This window comes from Xanthobacter variabilis, from assembly GCF_043831965.2.
Taxonomy (GTDB): domain Bacteria; phylum Pseudomonadota; class Alphaproteobacteria; order Rhizobiales; family Xanthobacteraceae; genus Xanthobacter.
In genome coordinates this window covers 2,502,843-2,522,595 of record NZ_CM195533.1, presented here as the reverse complement: position 1 = coordinate 2,522,595, position 19,753 = coordinate 2,502,843, and the positions used below count along the sequence as shown (strand labels likewise).

The window sequence follows — 19,753 nt, the reverse complement described above, 5'->3', positions numbered from 1 at the left end:
GGCCGCCGGATGCAGACTGGAAGGCCCGCGCCGCCGCCCGATGCGCCAATCACCGTTGCCGCGTACCATTGCCGCGCCCCGGAGGGCGGCGCACCATGGGAGGCTCGACCCGGCGCGCGAACGCCGGTCGGGTCGCGGCTTATATCATGCTCTTTACGGGGCGCAGCAAGAAAATGGTGGCCCTCCCCCGCCGGCGCAAGGCTGCCGCAGCCCTGCCATCCCCGCGCACCCCGACACGCCATGCCAATGGACCCGGCGCGGCCAAGCAATGGCGCTTGCCCTTTTGGGCGCGACGTAAGAAGGTCCCGCAAGCGGCCCGTCGCACCGGCCCGAAGGGGGCGCCGGGGGCGCGGCATTGCCCTTTGGAGAGCCTCGCGTGAGCACGCACACCTTCTCTCGGCGTACCGTCTTGAAGGGGGCCGCTGCCCTCTCCTGCTCGTCCTTCGTGCTGCCGTCGCTTCCGGCGCTGGCGCAGGGCCAGTCTGGCCCCATTGCGCTGAACGCAGCGGAAGGCAGCCTGCCGGAGATTGCCGGCCAAGGGTCCATCGCCCTGTTCAACCAGGCGCTACCCGGCCCACTTCTGCGCGTGAAGAAGGGCGCTGAGCTTGCGGTTTCCCTGAACAATGGGCTGCAGCAGAATCTCTCGCTGGTCTGGCATGGGGTGCGGACCGCGAGCGGCACCGATGTGTCGCAGCCCGTGGCGGCCGGGGGCCATTCCGACATTCGCCTGTCCCCGCGTGACGCAGGCACCTACTGGTACCATGCCGCCGATCCGGCGCTGGCCCGGCGCGCCCTCGCCGGTGCCCTGGTGGTGGAGGAAGACGGCGCGCCGGCCTATGATTCGGACCACGTTCTGTTCATCCAGAGCTTCCCACCGGAAACCGGCCTTCCGCTGTTTCCCGTGAATGGCTCCATTTCTCCCACTTTCCAGGGACCGGCGAGCGGCCGCACGCGCCTGCGCCTCGTCAATGCGACGCCTCTTTTCCTGCGAATCAAGGTCAGCGCGCCGGCCACCTATGTGATCGCGGTGGATGGCCAGCCGGCCGAGCCCTTCGCGCCGAAGGATTCGCGCGTGCAGATCGCGCCCGGCGGACGCATCGACCTTGCGGTGACATTGGATGGGGCGGACCCCGCCATTCTGTCCATTGAGAACAGCCAGGAGCCGGTCCAGCTGGCCATCGTTACCCCGGTGGGGCCCGGCGGCACGGCGCCCAGCGGGCCGCCCGCCCCCCTGCCCAGCAATGGACTGCCGGCCGAGCTGCCGCTGGCGGACGCCGCCCGCTTCACGTTCAGGCTCGATCAGGCCCCAGCGGGCGCAGCCGTCCCCTCCCTGGGCAGAGTGAAGGTGGGGCGCGTGGTGGTGCTGACGCTGGAAAATCCGCTGGATACGCCGGTCACGGTACGCATCGATGGCCACCCCTCGCGCCTTCTCGATGCCAAGTATGACGGCTGGAGCCCCTGGTGGCACGACACCGTGCCCGTGCCCGCCAAGGGCACCGCGCGGGTGGCCTTCAAGGCCGAAACACCCGGAAAGTGGTCCGTCGTTGCCCAGCGCGGCGGCGATGGCGCGTTGGTGGCGGCGCAGACTTATCAGGTCACGGCCTGAGCGGCCGCGCGCGACGAGGGCTCAAGCCCCGCCAAGGGGCCCCTCGCCGAGCCCCGCATCAAGACAGCCTGTCCCCGCGCCCGAGCGCACGGGGGCGCGCTTTCGATCCATGCGGCACTGTCCGCTCGTCGGCGACGCGAGGGAATGCGGGCGGCCGCGGCATTGACGCCGCCCCGACCCCCCTCAGCCCGGCCTGAGGCGCGACGTTTCGGAAGACCCACGCTTCAAGGCCCAAGCGGCCGCGCAGCCACCTCTCCCCCGAAGATCCGGCGCGAAGTGTACATCAATTCCGGACGCGGCCCCATCGGCCCCACGGGCGGCGCGCCTTTCGCCGGGCAAGGCGCGCCAGTGTTTCATGGCAACGCCGAAGCAGCCTGTCGTTTCACCGGGGCGCTTTTTCCTTCCCGCAAACCCGCGCCCAACGGCCCCGGAAACGCCCTGGGGAGAACGCGCTCCACATCCTGCGCAGGGTCCCTCCTGCCCGTGTGCGCCGCAGCGCACACCGTCACTCGGCGCCCAGCGCCTCGAAAAGCCGTCCGTACACCGTGCGCAGCGCTTCCGGCAGATCATCCGCGACGAGCCCCGGCCCGCCCACACACGCGGCCTCACCATGCACCCACACGGCGGCCGCGGCAGCCTCATATGCGGGCATGCCCTGCGACAGCAGGCCCAGGACAAAGCCGGCCAGCACATCCCCTGCCCCCGCCGTCGCCAGCCAGGGCGGCGCGTTCTCCGCAATGGCGGCCCGACCGTCAGGCGCGGCCACGACCGTGTCCGCCCCCTTCAGAATCACTACGCACCCGAGATGGCGCGCCGCTGCGCGGGCCCGCTCCATCTTGCCCGGCGCGTCCAGCACGTCCGCCACGCCTTGGAACAGGCGCGCGAACTCCCCGTCATGGGGGGTAATCACAAGGGCTTCGGCCTGCCGGGCAAGGTCCGCCACAGCCGCAGCATCCCCCGCGTGAGAGGTCAGCGCGTCGGCATCGAGCACCAGCCGCCGGCCCGGCGCCGCCAGGGCCACCAATTCCCGCGTGGTGGCCCCCACCCCCAGGCCCGGCCCGAGCAATACCGAGTGGAGCCGCGCATCGGCCAGCAGCGCCGCCAGATCGGTCGGCCGCTCCAGGGGACGCGCCATGATGGCCGCATAAGACCCCGCATGAAGCGGCAGAGCGAGCGCCGGACAGGCCACCGTGACGAGCCCGGCACCGGCCCTCAAGGCGCCGCGGGCCGAAAGCCGTGCCGCACCCGAGGTCCAGGCCCCGCCGCTCACCACCACCGCGTGGCCGCGATCATATTTGTGCCCGTTGCGCCGCGGCACCGGGAAAAGCCCGCGCCACAGCGCCGGATTGTTCACCGCCGCCAGTGGCTTCACCATGTCCAGCACGGCGTCGGGAATACCGATGTCAGCAACCCGCACGCGACCGCACAGGCTGCGGCCCGGCTCGAGCAGATGGCCGGGCTTGCGGCGGAAGAAGGTCACCGTCTCCAGGGCCGGGGCCACGGCTCCCCGCACCTGCCCCGTGGCGCCATCCAGGCCCGAGGGCAGGTCAACCGCCACGATCGGCCGCCCCGAGGCCGCCATGCGCTCCACCAGCGCCCGCGCTGCCCCGTCGAGATCGCGCGCCAGGCCGGCCCCGAACAGGGCATCGACGAGCAGATCCGCCTCATCCACCGCCGCCGCGTCCGCAGCCTCCACGGGCCCCGTCCACAAGGCGGCCATGGCCGCGGCATCGCCCGCAAGTCGGACGCGATCGCCCAGCAGGGCCAGCCGCACCCGAAAGCCGCGCTGCACCAGCACGCGGGCCGCCACGAAGCCGTCGCCGCCATTATTGCCGGGGCCGCACAGAACCGTCACCCGCGTGGACTGCGGCCAGCGCGCGACCACATCGGCCACCGCACGGCCCGCCTTTTCCATCAGATCCAGCGAAGGAACGCCCATTTCGACGGCGCCGCGGTCCGCCCGACTCATTTCCTGGGGGTCGAGAAGCGCATCCACTCCGGTATCCTCTCCGCTATGCCTAGTTCGTGCACACCCGCAGCTGGCCCCGAGGGCATCTGCCGCCCATTTCTTGGTCATAGTGATTACTTGTTACTCATTTAGACTCCCATTCGCCGGCTTTCGATGGCATCCAACCGTGGCCGGACGTATGGCACACATCCTGCTTAACTGTCGCCGGCTCGACCATGCGGCGGCGGGTCGGGCCACGGGGAGACGGAGCGCATGAAGAAGATCGAGGCAATCATAAAGCCCTTCAAGCTCGATGAGGTGAAAGAGGCGCTGCAGGACGTGGGCCTGCAGGGCATCACCGTCACCGAGGCGAAGGGCTTTGGGCGCCAGAAGGGCCACACGGAGCTTTATCGCGGTGCCGAGTACGTGGTGGACTTCCTCCCTAAGGTGAAGATCGAGATCGTGCTCGCCGACGAGATGGTGGACAAGGCCGTTGACGCGATTCGTCGCGCCGCCCAGACGGGACGGATTGGAGACGGCAAGATATTCGTATCTCCGGTCGAGGAAGCGATCCGCATCCGCACCGGCGAGTCCGGCCTCGATGCCATCTGACGCCCCCCCCAAGGTGCCACCAAGTTTTTCGCAGAAAGGTAGACATCCACATGACGACCATGACGGCCAAGGACGTCCTCGAGAAGATCAAAGCCGAGGACGTGAAGTACGTCGACCTGCGCTTCACGGACCCGCGCGGCAAGTGGCAGCACGTCACCTTCGACATCTGCATGGTGGATGAGGAATTCCTGACCGAGGGCACCGCCTTCGACGGCTCCTCCATCGCCGGTTGGAAGGCCATCAACGAGTCCGACATGCTGCTCATGCCGGACCTGAGCACGGGCTACATCGACCCCTTCTTCTCGGAGACCACGCTCTCCATGGTCTGCGACGTGCTGGAGCCGACCACCGGCCAGCCCTACGGCCGCGACCCGCGCTCCATCGCCAAGAAGGCCGAGGCTTACGCCAAGTCCACCGGCATCGGCGACACCGTGTTCTTCGGCCCCGAGGCCGAGTTCTTCATTTTCGACGACGTGCGCTTCAAGGCCGACCCGTACAACACGGGCTTCAAGCTTGACTCCGTCGAGCTGCCGACCAACGCCGACACCGAATATGAGGGCGGCAACCTCGGCCACCGCGTCCGCACCAAGGGCGGCTACTTCCCGGTGCCCCCGATCGACAGCGCCCAGGACATGCGCTCCGAGATGCTCGCCGCCATGGCCAAGATGGGCGTGACCGTCGAGAAGCACCACCACGAGGTGGCTTCCGCTCAGCACGAGCTGGGCATGAAGTTCAACACCCTGGTGACCATGGGCGACCAGCTGCAGGTCTACAAGTACTGCATCCACCAGGTTGCCAACATCTATGGCAAGACCGCGACCTTCATGCCGAAGCCGGTCTATGGCGACAACGGCTCGGGCATGCACGTCCACCAGTCCATCTGGAAGGACGGCAAGCCCCTGTTCGCCGGCGACAAGTATGCTGACCTGTCCGAGTACTGCCTGTGGTACATCGGCGGCATCATCAAGCACGCCAAGGCCATCAACGCCTTCACCAACCCGCTGACCAACTCCTACAAGCGTCTGGTCCCGGGCTTCGAGGCGCCGGTGCTGCTGGCTTACTCCGCGCGTAACCGCTCGGCGTCCTGCCGCATCCCCTACACCAACAACCCGAAGGCCAAGCGCGTCGAGGTCCGCTTCCCCGATCCGGGCGCGAACCCCTACCTCGCCTTCGCCGCGCTGTTCATGGCCGGCATGGACGGCATCCTGAACCGCATCGACCCCGGCCAGGCCATGGACAAGGATCTCTACGACCTGCCCCCGGCCGAGCTGAAGCAGATCCCGACCGTGTGCGGCTCGCTGCGTGAGGCTCTCGCCTCGCTCGAGGCCGACCACGAGTTCCTGCTGAAGGGCGATGTGTTCCAGAAGGACTTCATCGAGTCCTACATCGAACTCAAGATGCAGGAAGTGCACCGGTTCGAGATGACCCCTCACCCGGTCGAATTCGAGATGTACTACTCGGTGTGATGAATCGGGAGGCTCGGCGCCTGCGTCGCGCCTCCCTCTCATCGGCACGTTTTCTGCGACTGGGGCGCCCCTTGGGAGGCGCCCCTTTTCTTTGCCTGGAGCCGACAAAGGGCCTTTGGAAAACTCCCCCAAGGCGCTTGCCGAACCCGAATCCGCCCCCTATAAGGACCCTCGCCTGAGCGCCCTTCGTCTATCGGTTAGGACGCCACCCTTTCACGGTGGAGAGAGGAGTTCGATTCTCCTAGGGCGCGCCAGGCATGTCTGCGGATCAAATCAGAACCGCCATATTCGCGGTATGCAGATAGTTTCTCATCCTGTGAAGGTCGATAAACGCTCTGAGCGGTGAAAAGCCGACGGCGCGTCGTGCTTTCCACGCCATCTGGCGTAGCTGAGACGCAGCAACGCAGCAGGAAAGCGCCCCCCGCAAAACGGCTGGCAGGCCCCACTCGTCCGGACAACCGGCCAGGCGCGTGAGCAGCTTCAGACACCGCCCCTCCGCCGCACGAACCTCTCGTAGTGACGATCCCGCGCAGCGCTTCGCTGCCCAGCAAGATGCAAGCAGCACAAATGCCCGCGATGCCACCGCCGCCTGGCCACCCGTGCGGCGCATCCGCCTCGCTGTCCGCTACCGAAGGTTCGCTCGGATTGGCGAGCCCGAGCCACCGCAGCACCCTCCCTGCCCAACACAGCGGCACATCGTGCGGATGCCCAAGGGGCTGTGTCGAACCGCACGGCCCACCCCAACGCGACCGCTACGCGTACCCGCGCACGTCCGCCAGAACGGCAATGCCAACCCCGAAAGCCCCGGCGTACATGCCTTCATGCTGGGATGATCCCCAAGAGGGCCTCGGTCCGGCCGATCAGCAGTCAATCGGCACGGAGCATTCACCCTGGATCGGCGCCGAGCTTTGCCACCTGGTTTCGTGAAGTCTGCCGCTCCCGATCGGATTGGGCAGCGGCCGCCCTGGTCGTGTCGGCGGTGTCGTGTGGGCAAGAGGACGTAGCCGGACCGGAGACACGATGCCGCCGACGGCGCAGATCGCTCAGCCGACGCAGATCGTGGCCAGCCTGCGCGACGGAGCCGCACCATCATACAGCGCAACGTGTGGCGCTGGACCTAACCGATTGCAGCCGTCACCACCACCGACACGGTTGAAAGCTGGTCCTCTACGGTCAACGCGGAGAAATCGACCTGGGTAAAGCTATCGTCGCCAACCGCCGTTGCCGTGACATCGAAGAGCGCCAGGTTGCCGTCGACCGTCATGTCCCAGCCGTCGTCATTTCCACAGCCGCAGTCCGGCGTCACTGCCGTCATATCCACAACCGGGTCGGCGTCCGTCGACGTGTCAGCGGTCAGGGGAGTGCTGTCGATCTCTCCGGTCGGGATGCCGTCGATGTCCAGGGCGAACACCTCCGTGAGAGCTGAGGCGGACCATTCGGACGAGGAGCCATCAAAGCTGGTGGTCACGGCAGTATAATTCAGATCAAACGTGTAATCGGCATCACCGGTAAAATCGACATAGCTCGTGGCAGCGGCATAGCTGGAGGCGTCGCCAGAGCCCCAGGCGGTAAATTCACCGAAAGCGTAGGCCGTCTGCATATCCGCGTCACCGGAGAGGCTCACATCCACCTGCGCGGTGGCCAGAGTGTCCTCCCCGATGGCGATGGCATCACCACCCAGGGTGATGGCCATGCTCTCCCCTGAGGTAGAGGGCGACGCCTCAGCATTGACATCGAGCGACAGAGATGTCGTGTCGAGCGATGTTGTTTCGCTGTCCGCCACGGTCTCGGTCTGTGCGACCGACAGATTCAGGCTGAAAGTCGAAGCATATGCGGTTGACATGGCAGTCTCTCGCTATAGAGCCGCAAACAGTGTAGCGAAGGCACTGTCGAAGGAAATTGGGGATTAGGCTTTACTATCCCAAGGAGCAGTCCGAAGCCGAACGCGGTAGGAGATAAGCTTATTTTGTAGCTTACGCCTTATGCACATCACCGGCGAGGCATGCTACCGCTGCGCGATCCTCCGCGAAGCCGCCCCCCAAAAGGACATGCCTCGGAGGGCGGGTTCATCTCCCCTTTTCACAACTTCGACGAAACATGCCCGCTCCATGAATCGGCGCCCTGTGTTCACGCAAGCTGGCATCCGCTTCGCTCAAGGCAGCGCCCTGGCACACCATCACCCACCCCTGCCCAGCCGCACGCGAGGCACTCCGCAGGCGCGCCGCGAGACAAGTACAATCACATGCAGGCAAGAGATACCCCCATGCACATCGCCGCTCCAGCGCCATACCACCACCATATCCATACGGCAGCGGACTGCTATGCAATATACCCCCTTGGTTTAGTCATCCTGTTGCTCTTTTGACCCGAGAGAACTGAAAATCTACTTTCTCGGTGTCGGCGAGATAGCCGGCATCTTCGCAATGGAGACGAACATGTCCTACGATCCCTGGCACTGCGATCCCTGCGGCGATGGAGCCACCGACTTCAACTGGAACCTGGACGTCAACTATGACTTCACGTCCTCGGTCGACCTCAACTTCACCACCGACACCAATTACGACAGCAGCTTCGACCCGTCGGTGAACTTCGACATGTGCATCGACATCTCCGGCAACTTCGCCGGCTTCAATGTCGACGTGCAGGCCGTCGGCGACGACAGCGCCACCGAGGTGAACCTCGCCGTGGTGACCACGGACGACTACTCCAGCATCGCCCTTTCGGGCTACTCCGCGGTCGCCTGAATGCCGCACTGAAGCGGCAACGGACTCTGTTTCCAGTTGCCTGAGAGCCCTGGTGCCGCCGCAACCAGGGCTCTTTTTTTATTTTGCCGCATGCAACATCCACGGTGCATCCAGCGCACCAGCAAGCGACCACCCGCCTACCGCGCTCAACATCATGCCATTCGCATATGAAGATGCACAGTCACGATGGCACCACCAACAATATTGCATTGCAATATACTCGCATAATTTCGCATGCGTTTGCGCTAGGTCAGCGCCCCTAAGTATTAGATCTCTACACCCCACCCGCCTAAACGGTGGCCGCCCCATGTGGACTGTTGTTTGGCGTAGGGCACGGCATTTAAGGTTTCTCCCACTCCATCCGAACAATGGATCGGAAAACAGGAGAGTGAGAGATGCCGAAAGCTATACGAATTTCACGAGTGGTATTCGGATCATCGGCTACGACGTCCACGGTGGACACGAGCTCCACGTCCGCCGCGCTGAAGACGTCCACGGCATCGTCCTCCTCGACCACCCCCACCAGCACCACGACTTCGTCCACGGAGAACACAGCCCTGCTGGACGGCATGAGCGTTGCCGCGACCATCAGCGCCTTCTCCGTCACGACGGCCACGGTGGTCCCGACCTACCAGCTGATCTCGCTGACGGCGTCAGCGGACACCTACCAGCTCACGGCCTCGGGCAGCTTCAAGATTCAGGGCCTTGGCGGCAATGATACGATCTCGGTGCTCGCGAGCAGCACGGGGAACGACTATCTGGACGGCGGGGCCGGCAACGACACCCTCACCGCGGCCGCGACCGATGATATCCTCGACGGCGGCGCGGGCACCGACAAGCTCTATGGCGGGGCCGGCAACGACCTGCTCCGGGGTGGTGCCGGCAGCGATACCCTCGACGGTGGCGATGGCATCGATACGGTGGATTACTCCACCTCCGCCTCCTACGTCAGCATCACGCTCAGCCTCGATCCCACCAAGAGCGCGCGCGGCGTCGGCGGAGATGCGACCGGCGATACCATCATCCGCGTCGAGAACGTCATCGGCTCCGCCTATAACGACATTCTCTCGGGCAACAGCCTCGACAACACGCTCATCGGCCTGCAGGGCAACGACGTGCTGCGCGGCAATGACGGCAACGACATCCTCATCGGCGACGCCATCGTCGACGCGGACGGCAACGGCGTGCCCGATGACGATGACGGCGATGGCATCCCCGATGGCGTGAACACTACCGCCGAGGGCGGCAACGACACCATCGACGGCGGCTTCGGCGACGACCAGATCTATGGCGGCGGCGGTAACGACACGCTGCTCGGCGGCTTCGGCAACGACAAGCTCTATGGCGGCATGGGCGCGGACCTGCTCAGCAGCGGTGACGGCGACGACCTGCTGGATGGTGGCGATGGCGACGACCAGTTGCTCGCGGGCTTCGGCAACGACACGCTGATTGGCGGCGCCGGCAACGACATGCTGAACGCCTCGAGCGGAGACGACATCCTCTCCGGCGGCGACGGTGACGATGACCTGAACGGCGGCGACGGCAACGACGTGCTCAACGGCGACGACGGCAACGACTACCTGCTCGCCGGCGCCGGCGACGATGAACTCCACGGCGGCGCGGGAGACGACAAGCTCGACGGCGGCGTGGGAGCGGACCTGCTGGATGGCGGCGACGGCAACGACACCGCCGATTACTCGGCGGGCGGCGCCGTCGGCGTCGATCTGGGCGCCAACGCCACGTCCGGCGCGGCCGCCGGCGACACCTTCAATTCCATCGAGAACATCATCGGCTCGGCGTCCGACGACGTGCTGGTGGGTGACTCCAACAACAACACCCTCACCGGCGGCAAGGGCGCGGACACCCTGGTGGGCCAGAGCGGGTTCGACACGGCGGACTATTCCACCTCCGATGCCGCCGTCACCATCCAGCTCAACGCCACTGCGGCCGACCCCACCGCAGCGGGCACCGGCCTTGGCGGCGATGCCGAGGGTGACGTCCTCATTCTCATCGAGCGGCTGATCGGCAGCGCCTTCGATGACACCTTCATCGGCAGCGAGGGCGCCGACACCTTCATGGGTGGCGCGGGGGCTGACATCCTCATCGGCAATGCCGGCAGCGATACCGCGGAATACTCCTCCTCCAGCGCCGGGGTCACTGTGACCCTCGATGCCCTCGCCACCACCATCGGCATCGGCGGCGATGCGGAGGGCGACCAGCTCACGGGCATCGAGAACCTCATCGGCTCGGCCTATGGCGACGTGCTCGTCGGCGGGGCCGGCGCCAACCGGCTCGAGGGCGGCGCGGGTGACGACCTGTTGCGCGGCGGGGCCGATGCCGACCGGCTCATCGGCGGCGATGGCATCGATACGGCGGATTATTCCACCTCGTCCAGCGCCGTGGGCGTCGCGCTCTTTGCCAGCGACGACCCCAACATCGTCACCACCGGCGCCGGCGGCGATGCCCAGGGCGACCAGCTCAGCCAGATCGAGAACCTCATCGGCTCCGCCTACAACGATACCCTCGTGGGCAGCACGGAGAACAACCGCCTGGAGGGCGGCGCCGGCAACGACACCCTGCGCGGCGGGGCGGGCGCCGACGTGCTCATCGGCGGCGACGGCATCGACACGGCGAGCTATTCCACCTCCGCTGGCGGCGTCTATGTGGCGCTCAGCTCCACCGGCACCACGGTGGGCACCGGCAACGATGCCCAGGGCGACCAGCTCACCGGCATCGAGAACCTGACGGGCTCTTCCTACAATGACACGCTGATCGGCAGCGATGGCGTGAACCGGCTGGATGGCGGGGCGGGCAACGACCTGCTGCGCGGCGGCGCCGGAGCCGACACCTTGATTGGCGGCGATGGCATCGACACGGTGGATTATTCCACCTCCTCGGCGGCCGTGGCCCTTCAGCTCACGGCCAACCCGGCGGCGGCGACCACCGGCAGTGGCGGCGATGCGGCGGGTGATGTGCTCAACACCATCGAGAACATCATCGGCTCCAATTATTCCGACACGCTCTACGGCAGCACCGCGAGCAACACCATCGTTTCCGGCTCGGGCAACGACAATATGCGCGGCGGCTCCGGCGCGGACGTGATGGTGGCCACCGGCACCGGCTCCAACACCATCTATGGAGACGGCATCTCCGACGGCGGCACCGCCGGCGTCGATACCTTCAAGATCCTGGGTGGAACCAACCTCATCGTCGATTACCAGACGGGCGAGGATGTCTACGTGAACAGCCTCACCCAGTCGCCAGGCCTGACGGTGGTCTCGGGATCGCTGGTGGCGGTGTCGCTCGTGGGCTCCACCCATACCACCTACGTGGTGGTGGGCACGACCGCCGATGTCGCCTCCGCGCAGGCGGCGGCCACCTACTTCATCCAGCACGACCTGTTCGTGGACGCGAACCTGATCGCCTGACACCGGCAACGCGCGCACGAGGGAGGAGAGGGGTCATGTCGCGACGGGATCGCAAGGCGCCCGGTGGGCGCGGGACGGAGCTCGACTTCGCCATGGAGCAGTGCCGGCGCTCAGCCGGCACCCTCCTGCTCTTCAGCCTGGCCATCAATCTGCTGATGCTGGCCTCGCCCATCTACATGCTGCAGATCTACGACCGCGTGATGGTCACCGGCAGCATCAACACCTTGGTGCTGCTGACCATCATGACGGCGGCGGCGATGCTGCTGCTGGGGCTGCTCGATGCCCTGCGGGCCGTGCTCGCGGTACGCATGAGCTCCTGGCTCTCCGATCGTCTGGGGCCGGTCTACCTTGCCCACTGCGTCCGCGCACGCCTGCTGGGCGACGCCTCGGGCGCGCAGCCGCTGCGGGATATCGCCCAGATCCAGTCCTTCGTCGCCTCTCCGGGCCTGAGCGTGTTCTTCGATGCGCCCTGGTCGCCGGTGTTCCTGGGGCTCATCTGGATCCTGCATCCGGCCCTGGGCATCCTGGCGGTGTCGTCGGCCTTCATCCTGCTGGCCCTCGGCCTGCTGAACGAAGCCACCACCCGCGGCGCCACGGCGGCGGCGAGCCAGGCGCAGATCAGCGCCACCCTCCAGGCGGAAACGGTGATCCGCAATGCCGAGGTGGTGCGCGCCATGGGCATGCTACCGGACCTGATCGAGCGCTGGCGCGCCGCCAATGATGCCAGCGTCAGCGCCGCCCAGGCGGCGGGCGAGCGGGCCGGCCTCATCATCGGCATCACCAAGTTCGCGCGGCTGTTCATGCAGTCCGCCGCGCTCGGCCTCGGCGCCTATCTGGTGCTGAAGGGCGAGCTCTCCGGCGGCGCCATGATCGCCTGCTCCATCCTGCTGGGCCGGGCGCTGGCGCCGGTCGAGCTGGCCATGAGCACCTGGCGGAACTTCACGGTCGCCCGCGTGGCGTACCACCGCCTGAAGAGCCGCCTCCAGGTGGCCCCCCATGAGCGCCGGCGGCTCGCGCTGCCCACGCCCACGGGCATCATCTCGGCCAATGCCGTCACCTACACACCGCCGGGCGGGCGCCCGGTGCTGCACCAGGTGTCCTTCCAGGCCAAGCCCGGCGAGGCGATCGCCATCATCGGGCCTTCCGCCAGCGGCAAGAGCACCCTGTGCCGGCTCCTGGTGGGCGTGGCGCGGCCATCCAGCGGCGAGGTGCGCCTCGACGGCTCCGACCTCGCCCATTGGGACCCCGAGCAGCTGGGCCGCCACCTCGGCTACCTGCCGCAGGACACCGAGCTGTTCCCCGGCACCGTGCGCGAGAACATCGCCCGCATGAAGGGTGGCGACGAGCATACCGTCATCGAGGCGGCCATGCTGGCCCATGCCCATGAGATGATCCAGCGCCTGCCTAACGGCTATGACACGGCGGTGGGCGATGGCGGGCATCGGCTCTCCGGCGGCCAGCGTCAGCGCATCGGCCTGGCCCGCGCGGTCTACGGCGTGCCGCCGCTCATCGTGCTCGACGAGCCGAATGCCAACCTCGACCAGCAGGGCGAGGCCGCGCTCTCGGCCGCCATCGAGGAAATGAAGCGGCGCGGCTCCACTTTGCTCATCGTCGGCCACCGCCCCTCCACCATCGTGCAGGCGGACAAGATCCTGCTGCTGCGGGACGGGCGCGTGGAGGCCTTCGGGCCCCGCGACGAGGTGCTGAAGCGCCTCCGGTTCGTGGCCTCCGGCCCGGCCCCCTCCGAACGCATCGCCCCGGCGGACGGAGCCGCCGCAGCGACCCCGGCATCCTGAGATCCGGACGCGTGCCCGGCCGCGACCCGGCACGCGCCCCGCGCAAGCAGTGAACGACAGCCGCAACGCCCCCGACGCCACCCCATCGTGACGCCGGAAGCCGGACCCGCGCCCGCCGTTCCGATGATTTGTGCACATCCATTCCCTTCAGGCGAGCCGACATGCGCCTCGCTCGAAGTGGCCCAAGGGAGACATCCAATGGCCCAGTCCCTGACCGTGCTCGACGAGCCAAAGCGCGGGAAATCCTCGCCCCCACCCGGCGCCGACGGCGCCCTGCACCATGCGCTGCACGCCCCCACCATCCTCGGCGTGCTGTTGATTTTCTTCTTTCTCGGCGGCTTCCTGCTGTGGGGTCTCACGGCCCCCCTTGCCGGCGGCGCTGTGGCATCGGGCGTCATCAGCCCCGACGGCAGCCGCCGCACCATCCAGCACCTGGAAGGCGGCATCATCTCCGAGCTGAAGGTGCGCGACGGCGACCGCGTGGAGGCCGGACAGCCCCTGGTCGTTCTGGAGCGGGTGCAGGCGGAATCCACCATGAATGCCCAGCTCGGGCAATACTATACCCTGCTTGCCACCCAGGCGCGGCTGCGCGCCGAACTCGCGGACCTGCCGGACATTCAGTTCCCGCCCGAGCTCGTGGGGCCGAGAGCCAGCAAGGAGCTGGTATCGGTGGTTCGCGGTCAGCGCGTGGTATTCGAGACCCGGCGCGTGTCGCTGCAACGCCGGCGCGAGATCCTGCAACAGCGGATCGAACAATCCCTGCAGCAGATCAAGGCCCTGGAAGCCCAGGCGGCGGCCGCGCAGGTGCAGTTGCAACTGATCGCCGAGGAGCTGGAGGGCAAGCGCGTGCTGCTGGCCAAGGCCCTTATTCGCAAGCCCGAAATGCTGGCCCTGGAACGCACGCGCGCGGATATTGAAGGCCGCAGGGGCGAATATCTCGGCATGATTGCCCGCGCCAAGCAGGAGATCGGGGAGACGCAGGTCCAACTCCTTTCCCTCGAGGCCGAGCGCAGCGACGACATCTCCGAGCAGATGGACAAGGTGCGCGTGGAACTCGCCAGCCTGACGCAGCAGCTTCAGGCGAGCCGGGACGTGCTGGCCCGCACCGTGGTGACGGCGCCCATCAGCGGCACCATCGTGAACCTCCACTTCAAGACCCTGAGCGGCGTGATCCGTCCGGGCGAAGCCATCCTCGACATCGTGCCCGACGACGAACCGCTTCTCATCGAGGCCCGGGTTTCGCCGGTGGACATTGATGTGGTGCACCAGGGCCTGCCCGCGCAGGTCCACCTCACCGCCTTTTCCAAACGCGCCCTGCCGCGCATCGACGGCACCGTGAAGTCCGTGTCGGCCGACCGGCTCGTCGACCAAGGCACCGGCCAGGCCTACTTCCTGGCACGCGTCCAGGTTGATAGAAGCGAACTAGAGCGACTTAAGAATGTAGTCGAGCTTTTGCCGGGCATGCCGGCGGAGGTCTTGATCGTTACCCAAGAACGGACATTCGTTGACTATCTCTTGGAGCCGATCCGGGATTCCATGAGACGAAGCTTCAGGGAGGTATGACAATAATTCTACTTCACCACAAATACCCATAAACTATAGATATATAAGCATTCCTTCCATTTGCCGGATGACATAAATTCGGGTTGTATTTCGTCGCAAAGTGCGTCACATATGGCTTATCTGCCGAAACGTAATTCGTTAGATGCCAGAGGTATGCGGCGTACTTGGGTAACGATACCTCCTTCGAATGGCATCATCCGGCATTGATTTACTTCCAATGACTGCAGAGCGTCTAAACAGTATTGGTGCCACGCGGGAATAGCTGAGGGTTTTAGTTTTGTAGCGGAGAGATGCGTAATCCCCTCTCCAAATCCTGAGGCGACTTTGGGAGTCCCGCGCGTGGTCTTTCAAACGAAGACAGGGTGGGCAGGTGGCAGGAGCGGGTTCGCACCCCGCCAACCTTTCACCATCCGCGAGCAATGAGACGGAGGTCGTCATGCACACGGGTATCGAAAAGTCCCAGGGGCGGTTGTGTTTGATGCTGATCGATGACTTGCCGCTTCGGCGCGCCAGCATCAGGCGGCTTCTGGAGGATTGGGCAGGAGAAGATGAACTTCAGCTCGACACCATCGAGCCGGAGAACAGCCAGATCGAGATCGTAGAAACCGACACACAACTCATCGTGTTCAACATCGGCGGGGCGTCCCTTTCAAGCCCCGGCCTGCGCACGCGGGTGGAAGCGCTGCGCCAGGACTTGCCGCGGGTGCCGCTCGTGATCATCTGCGACAATGACGAAGTGAGCGAGGTGGTGGAGGTGCTCAAGGCGGGCGCAAGCGGCTTCATCTGCTCCCGCATCGCTCCGGCGGTGGTATTTCAGGCCCTGCGCTTCATCATGGGCGGAGGCGTCTACTTTCCCGCCAATGCGTTGTTGCGCGCCAATGAAGCGGACCGGAGCGACGACTGGTCCCGATCCCGCGGGGGCAAGGATGCCAGTTACTGCTCCAACCTTACCGCGCGGCAAAACTCGGTGCTGCGCCTGCTTCAAAAGGGGTACTCCAACAAGCACATCGCGCGGGAGCTCGCCATGTGCGAGTCCACCGTGAAGGTGCATGTCCGCCAGATCATGCGAAAGCTGGGCGCCTCTAACCGCACCCAGGCCGCGCTCTGCGGCATCGAGCAGGGAACGGCGAGCGAGGCCGCCCCGCGCACAAGCCTTGCAGCCGAAACCGTCTCTTCCCCGCTGCTGCTCTAGGCCCGCGACCTCGATGCGGCTCGTCCCGTGTGCGGCGGCGCGCGGGGCAGCCGTGACGGGATGGCGCGCCAAGATCAGAGGCCGCGAAGCCCGAAGGGAGAACATCGCAGCAATACTCTATAATTGGCTGAAAATGGGGACCAACTACACCGATAAGGTGAGTCATTCATCAGGACAAATTGTTGGATATATTCGCTTTCACTATGATTTGAATAACTCTCTTCGGCCTTGAGAGTGCGATCCGATAGACCGTCTGTCCGGCGTGATGTTCGAGGCCGTTGCGAGGAGGATCCAATGCTCAGGTGCCGCCTTGTCCATTCTCGTCTCAGCGGAGCCCAGGTCGGTCCTCGTGGCAGATATCCTCTGCCTCAGGCGGGAGGGCACCCAGCGCCTTTTACACGAATGGGCCGAAGCCCATGGCGTGGCCCTTCGCCCCTTCGATCCATCGGAGCTGGCGAACCCGGAATTCACCCCTGAGCCCAGCCAGGCCTGGGCCTTGTGCATCCTCAATCTCGGCGGTCAGTCGATCAATGATCGCACCGTGTCGGGGTGGATCGGGGGCCTGCTCTCCCACTACGCCGGCGCGCCGCTCGTGATCATCTCCGACCGCAGCGAAGACGAGGAAGCCGTCAGCGCGCTGCGCATGGGCGCCCAGGGCTTCATTCACACCGGCATCGCTCCAGAGATCGCCATGAACGCCCTGTCGTTCATCATGGGCGGCGGCACGTTTTTCCCGCCCGGTGCGCTGATCGCCCGCACCCCACGCCCGGGCCTCTCGGGCCGCCTGTTCGGCCGCCGACGCGGCCGCGGGAAAGGCTCCACAGAGAGCCGCGGCCTGCCCGGCCTGCACTGCGTGGGCTGGCACGCCGGAAAGCTCCGCTGGCCCGGCGCCGAAATGCGCCTTCGTGCCCTCCAGCGCTTCATGCAGAAGCCACGGCGCCTGTCCCTCCTGCGCTGATGCGCACCGCCGCGCCCCGCTCGCAGCAACGGGGCGAACGCCATGGACAGCCCAAAGGTGAGCCCGGCGCCCCTGCCCTCCCTCCGCGCGCGCATGTTCGCGCTCCCGCGATGCCGTACCCCATCTATGACAACGGAACCCCGAGCCCGAGGAGAGCGCGCGGCCACGGCGGCGCCTGCCCAAGGGCCTCTCGGGGCGCGCACATCACTCCGGCCCAAAGGGGGGGGTAAGCCCGCCTCGCCTGTGCCGCCATGGGCGCGGCTGGCACGCCCACGGATCCCTCGCATTGCATTCGCGGCACGAAGGAAAGGCAGCCCGGAGGCAGGAGTTTGGGAGGGAGGGTTGGAGGGGGGCTGGCTGGAACAGGGCCGCCCGACGACCGCGGCGGCACGCGCCAAGGCGTGAGGCTGAAGAAGCAGACCGAAGCCGATCTGTGGCGCGTCCGGCGCCTGCCGCCGCCACGCTTCTGCCGCGCGGGCGAAGGAGGCCCTTTGCGGAACCCTGGGAAGCGGTGAGGCGCCACCATCAAGCGGCAGCGCCTCACCCCCCCGACGCCCGAGTCTTCCGCCCGGCGTCAATTACCAAAAGTGGAAGGGGTTGAAGTCCACATGTCCGCCCTGCGGGGTCCAGCCGAAGGGCCCATCCACTTGGTCCGCGGGAACTCCATGCGCGACCGCGGCGGAGCCACAGAAAACGCCCAGGAACGTTGCCACAAGCGCCCCGCACGCAGCCCAACAACTCGGAAAGCCACCTCCCGTTTCGGGATCAGGATCAGTGCCAGGGTCAGTCCCGGGGTCGGTCCCGGGATCGGTGCCAGGGTCGGTCCCGGGATCGGTCCCAGGATCCGTGCCAGGATCCGTCCCAGGATCCGTCCCAGGGTCAGTCCCAGGATCCGTCCCAGGGTCAGTCCCGGGATCGGTCCCGGGATCAGTCCCAGGATCCGTCCCGGGATCGGTCCCAGGGTCAGTCCCAGGATCAGTCCCAGGGTCAGTCCCGGGATCGGTCCCGGGATCAGTACCAGGATCAGTCCCGGGATCGGTCCCAGGATCGGTGCCGGGATCCGTCCCGGGATCAGTGCCGGGATCAGTCCCAGGATCGGTCCCGGGATCAGTCCCGGGATCGGTGCCGGGATCAGTCCCAGGATCGGTGCCGGGATCAGTGCCAGGATCAGTCCCAGGATCAGTGCCGGGATCAGTCCCAGGATCGGTCCCGGGATCAGTGCCAGGATCCGTCCCGGGATCGGTCCCAGGATCGGTGCCGGGATCAGTGCCGGGATCAGTCCCAGGATCGGTCCCGGGATCAGTGCCAGGATCCGTCCCGGGATCAGTGCCAGGATCCGTCCCGGGATCAGTGCCAGGATCCGTCCCGGGATCGGTCCCAGGATCGGTCCCGGGATCAGTCCCGGGATCAGTCCCGGGATCGGTCCCAGGATCGGTCCCAGGATCGGTGCCGGGATCGGTCCCGGGATCAGTCCCGGGATCAGTCCCAGGATCGGTGCCGGGATCGGTGCCAGGATCCGTGCCGGGATCGGTCCCAGGATCAGTCCCGGGATCGGTCCCAGGATCAGTGCCGGGATCCGTGCCGGGATCAGTCCCGGGATCGGTGCCGGGATCAGTCCCAGGATCAGTCCCAGGATCCGTCCCGGGATCGGTGCCGGGATCAGTCCCAGGATCAGTCCCAGGATCCGTCCCAGGATCCGTCCCGGGATCAGTGCCAGGATCGGTCCCAGGATCAGTCCCGGGATCGGTCCCAGGATCAGTCCCAGGATCCGTCCCAGGATCGGTCCCAGGATCAGTCCCGGGATCGGTCCCAGGATCAGTGCCGGGGTCTCCCCCGCAGCCGCAATCGTCCTGATAATCCACTGCGGCCGTCAGGGTGGCCGAGGAGCTGGAGAGCAGGTCTTCCACGGTCAGCACCGAGACATCGGCCGTCACGGCCCCATCATCGCCCTCGGCGACGTTTTCAATGTTGTAGAGCGCAAGGTTGCCCGAGATGAGTGATGGCAACTGGCAGAATTCGGAATCGAAATCCAGTTCGAGTGTCACCGGACCATTGGCCGGCGTGTAGCCCGCGATATCGATGGCCAGGAACAAGACGTCAGTGGTCGAAGCCGTCCAAACGGTGCCATCGGCCAACCCGCTTCCGTATTGCGAACGGTCAATGATCACGATGAGATCGGCGCCGTAGAAGTCGACGGCACAATCCGTCTGCGCCAGCACGGCATCACCTTCGCACCCCGTCGCCAAAGCTTCCAATGACGCGTAGCCCACGGCCACAGCACCCCAGGAATAGCTCTGCAACTGAACCAACAGGTCCAGGGATGTAAAAGTATCCGTCCCCACCGCATCGGCTGTAGCGGAAACACCAACCACCATGCCGGTGTCGTTAGGATTCTGTATGAATGAGAGGCTTTCCAGGAGGCGTTCAATCGAAGAAATAC

12 protein-coding genes and 1 tRNA gene are annotated in these 19,753 nt (G+C 66.1%); 10 read left to right on the top strand and 3 right to left on the bottom strand.

The features are described 5' to 3' along the window. The first annotated feature begins 376 nt into the window (after positions 1-376). Positions 377-1,606 (top strand): multicopper oxidase family protein, encoded by a 1,230-nt coding sequence (locus V5F26_RS10895; RefSeq protein ID WP_394945923.1) that lies wholly within the window; start codon positions 377-379, stop codon positions 1,604-1,606. Positions 1,607-2,111: 505 nt separating this feature from the next. Here V5F26_RS10895 and V5F26_RS10890 read toward each other — a convergent pair. Further along, a complete protein-coding gene (locus tag V5F26_RS10890; protein ID WP_394945922.1) occupies positions 2,112-3,602 on the bottom strand; it encodes an NAD(P)H-hydrate dehydratase in 1,491 nt (496 codons plus the stop codon). Between the two features lie 225 nt (positions 3,603-3,827). Here V5F26_RS10890 and V5F26_RS10885 point away from each other — a divergent pair, with 225 nt between their 5' ends. The 3 genes from V5F26_RS10885 (at position 3,828) to V5F26_RS10875 (ending at position 5,886) form a co-directional block, all read left to right on the top strand. Then, positions 3,828-4,166 (top strand): P-II family nitrogen regulator, encoded by a 339-nt coding sequence (locus V5F26_RS10885; RefSeq protein ID WP_234051970.1) that lies wholly within the window; start codon positions 3,828-3,830, stop codon positions 4,164-4,166. A gap of 50 nt (positions 4,167-4,216) precedes the next feature. Next, positions 4,217-5,632, top strand: coding sequence for a type I glutamate--ammonia ligase (glnA, locus tag V5F26_RS10880; RefSeq protein WP_394057551.1), 1,416 nt, complete (start codon positions 4,217-4,219; stop codon positions 5,630-5,632). 179 nt (positions 5,633-5,811) lie between these two features. Beyond that, a tRNA-Glu gene (locus tag V5F26_RS10875) sits at positions 5,812-5,886 on the top strand. An 863-nt stretch (positions 5,887-6,749) separates the two neighbouring features. On the opposite strand, the gene V5F26_RS10870 is transcribed toward V5F26_RS10875, so the two are convergent. Next, entirely contained in the window at positions 6,750-7,475 is a 726-nt protein-coding gene (locus tag V5F26_RS10870; RefSeq protein ID WP_394945921.1) for a hypothetical protein, read from the bottom strand. A 592-nt stretch (positions 7,476-8,067) separates the two neighbouring features. On the opposite strand from V5F26_RS10870, the gene V5F26_RS10865 reads away from it, so the two are divergent. The 6 genes from V5F26_RS10865 (at position 8,068) to V5F26_RS10840 (ending at position 17,313) form a co-directional block, all read left to right on the top strand. Further along, positions 8,068-8,376, top strand: coding sequence for a hypothetical protein (locus tag V5F26_RS10865; protein WP_394057529.1), 309 nt, complete (start codon positions 8,068-8,070; stop codon positions 8,374-8,376). 455 nt (positions 8,377-8,831) lie between these two features. Then, entirely contained in the window at positions 8,832-11,804 is a 2,973-nt protein-coding gene (locus V5F26_RS10860) for a beta strand repeat-containing protein (RefSeq protein WP_394945920.1), read from the top strand. Between the two features lie 35 nt (positions 11,805-11,839). After that, complete coding sequence (locus V5F26_RS10855; RefSeq protein WP_394057526.1) at positions 11,840-13,600, top strand: type I secretion system permease/ATPase; 1,761 nt, start codon at positions 11,840-11,842, stop codon at positions 13,598-13,600. A 198-nt stretch (positions 13,601-13,798) separates the two neighbouring features. Next, on the top strand, positions 13,799-15,163 hold the full coding sequence (locus tag V5F26_RS10850) for an HlyD family type I secretion periplasmic adaptor subunit (protein WP_394057524.1): 1,365 nt from the start codon (positions 13,799-13,801) through the stop codon (positions 15,161-15,163). Positions 15,164-15,599: 436 nt separating this feature from the next. Next, positions 15,600-16,355, top strand: coding sequence for a LuxR C-terminal-related transcriptional regulator (locus tag V5F26_RS10845; protein WP_394945918.1), 756 nt, complete (start codon positions 15,600-15,602; stop codon positions 16,353-16,355). Between the two features lie 349 nt (positions 16,356-16,704). Next, complete coding sequence (locus V5F26_RS10840) at positions 16,705-17,313, top strand: hypothetical protein (protein ID WP_234052011.1); 609 nt, start codon at positions 16,705-16,707, stop codon at positions 17,311-17,313. Between the two features lie 578 nt (positions 17,314-17,891). On the opposite strand, the gene V5F26_RS10835 is transcribed toward V5F26_RS10840, so the two are convergent. After that, a complete protein-coding gene (locus V5F26_RS10835) occupies positions 17,892-19,688 on the bottom strand; it encodes a hypothetical protein (protein WP_509210500.1) in 1,797 nt (598 codons plus the stop codon). Positions 19,689-19,753: the final 65 nt, after the last annotated feature.

What these genes read in the sequence shown, in the direction of transcription:
- V5F26_RS10865 (WP_394057529.1), top strand. Translation starts at nt 8,068, where the DNA reads ATGTCCTACGATCCCTGGCACTGCGATCCCTGCGGCGATGGAGCCACC.
- V5F26_RS10870 (WP_394945921.1), bottom strand. Translation starts at nt 7,475, where the DNA reads ATGTCAACCGCATATGCTTCGACTTTCAGCCTGAATCTGTCGGTCGCA.
- glnA (WP_394057551.1), top strand. Translation starts at nt 4,217, where the DNA reads ATGACGACCATGACGGCCAAGGACGTCCTCGAGAAGATCAAAGCCGAG.
- V5F26_RS10885 (WP_234051970.1), top strand. Translation starts at nt 3,828, where the DNA reads ATGAAGAAGATCGAGGCAATCATAAAGCCCTTCAAGCTCGATGAGGTG.
- V5F26_RS10850 (WP_394057524.1), top strand. Translation starts at nt 13,799, where the DNA reads ATGGCCCAGTCCCTGACCGTGCTCGACGAGCCAAAGCGCGGGAAATCC.
- V5F26_RS10835 (WP_509210500.1), bottom strand. Translation starts at nt 19,688, where the DNA reads ATGGTGGTTGGTGTTTCCGCTACAGCCGATGCGGTGGGGACGGATACT.
- V5F26_RS10845 (WP_394945918.1), top strand. Translation starts at nt 15,600, where the DNA reads ATGCACACGGGTATCGAAAAGTCCCAGGGGCGGTTGTGTTTGATGCTG.
- V5F26_RS10855 (WP_394057526.1), top strand. Translation starts at nt 11,840, where the DNA reads ATGTCGCGACGGGATCGCAAGGCGCCCGGTGGGCGCGGGACGGAGCTC.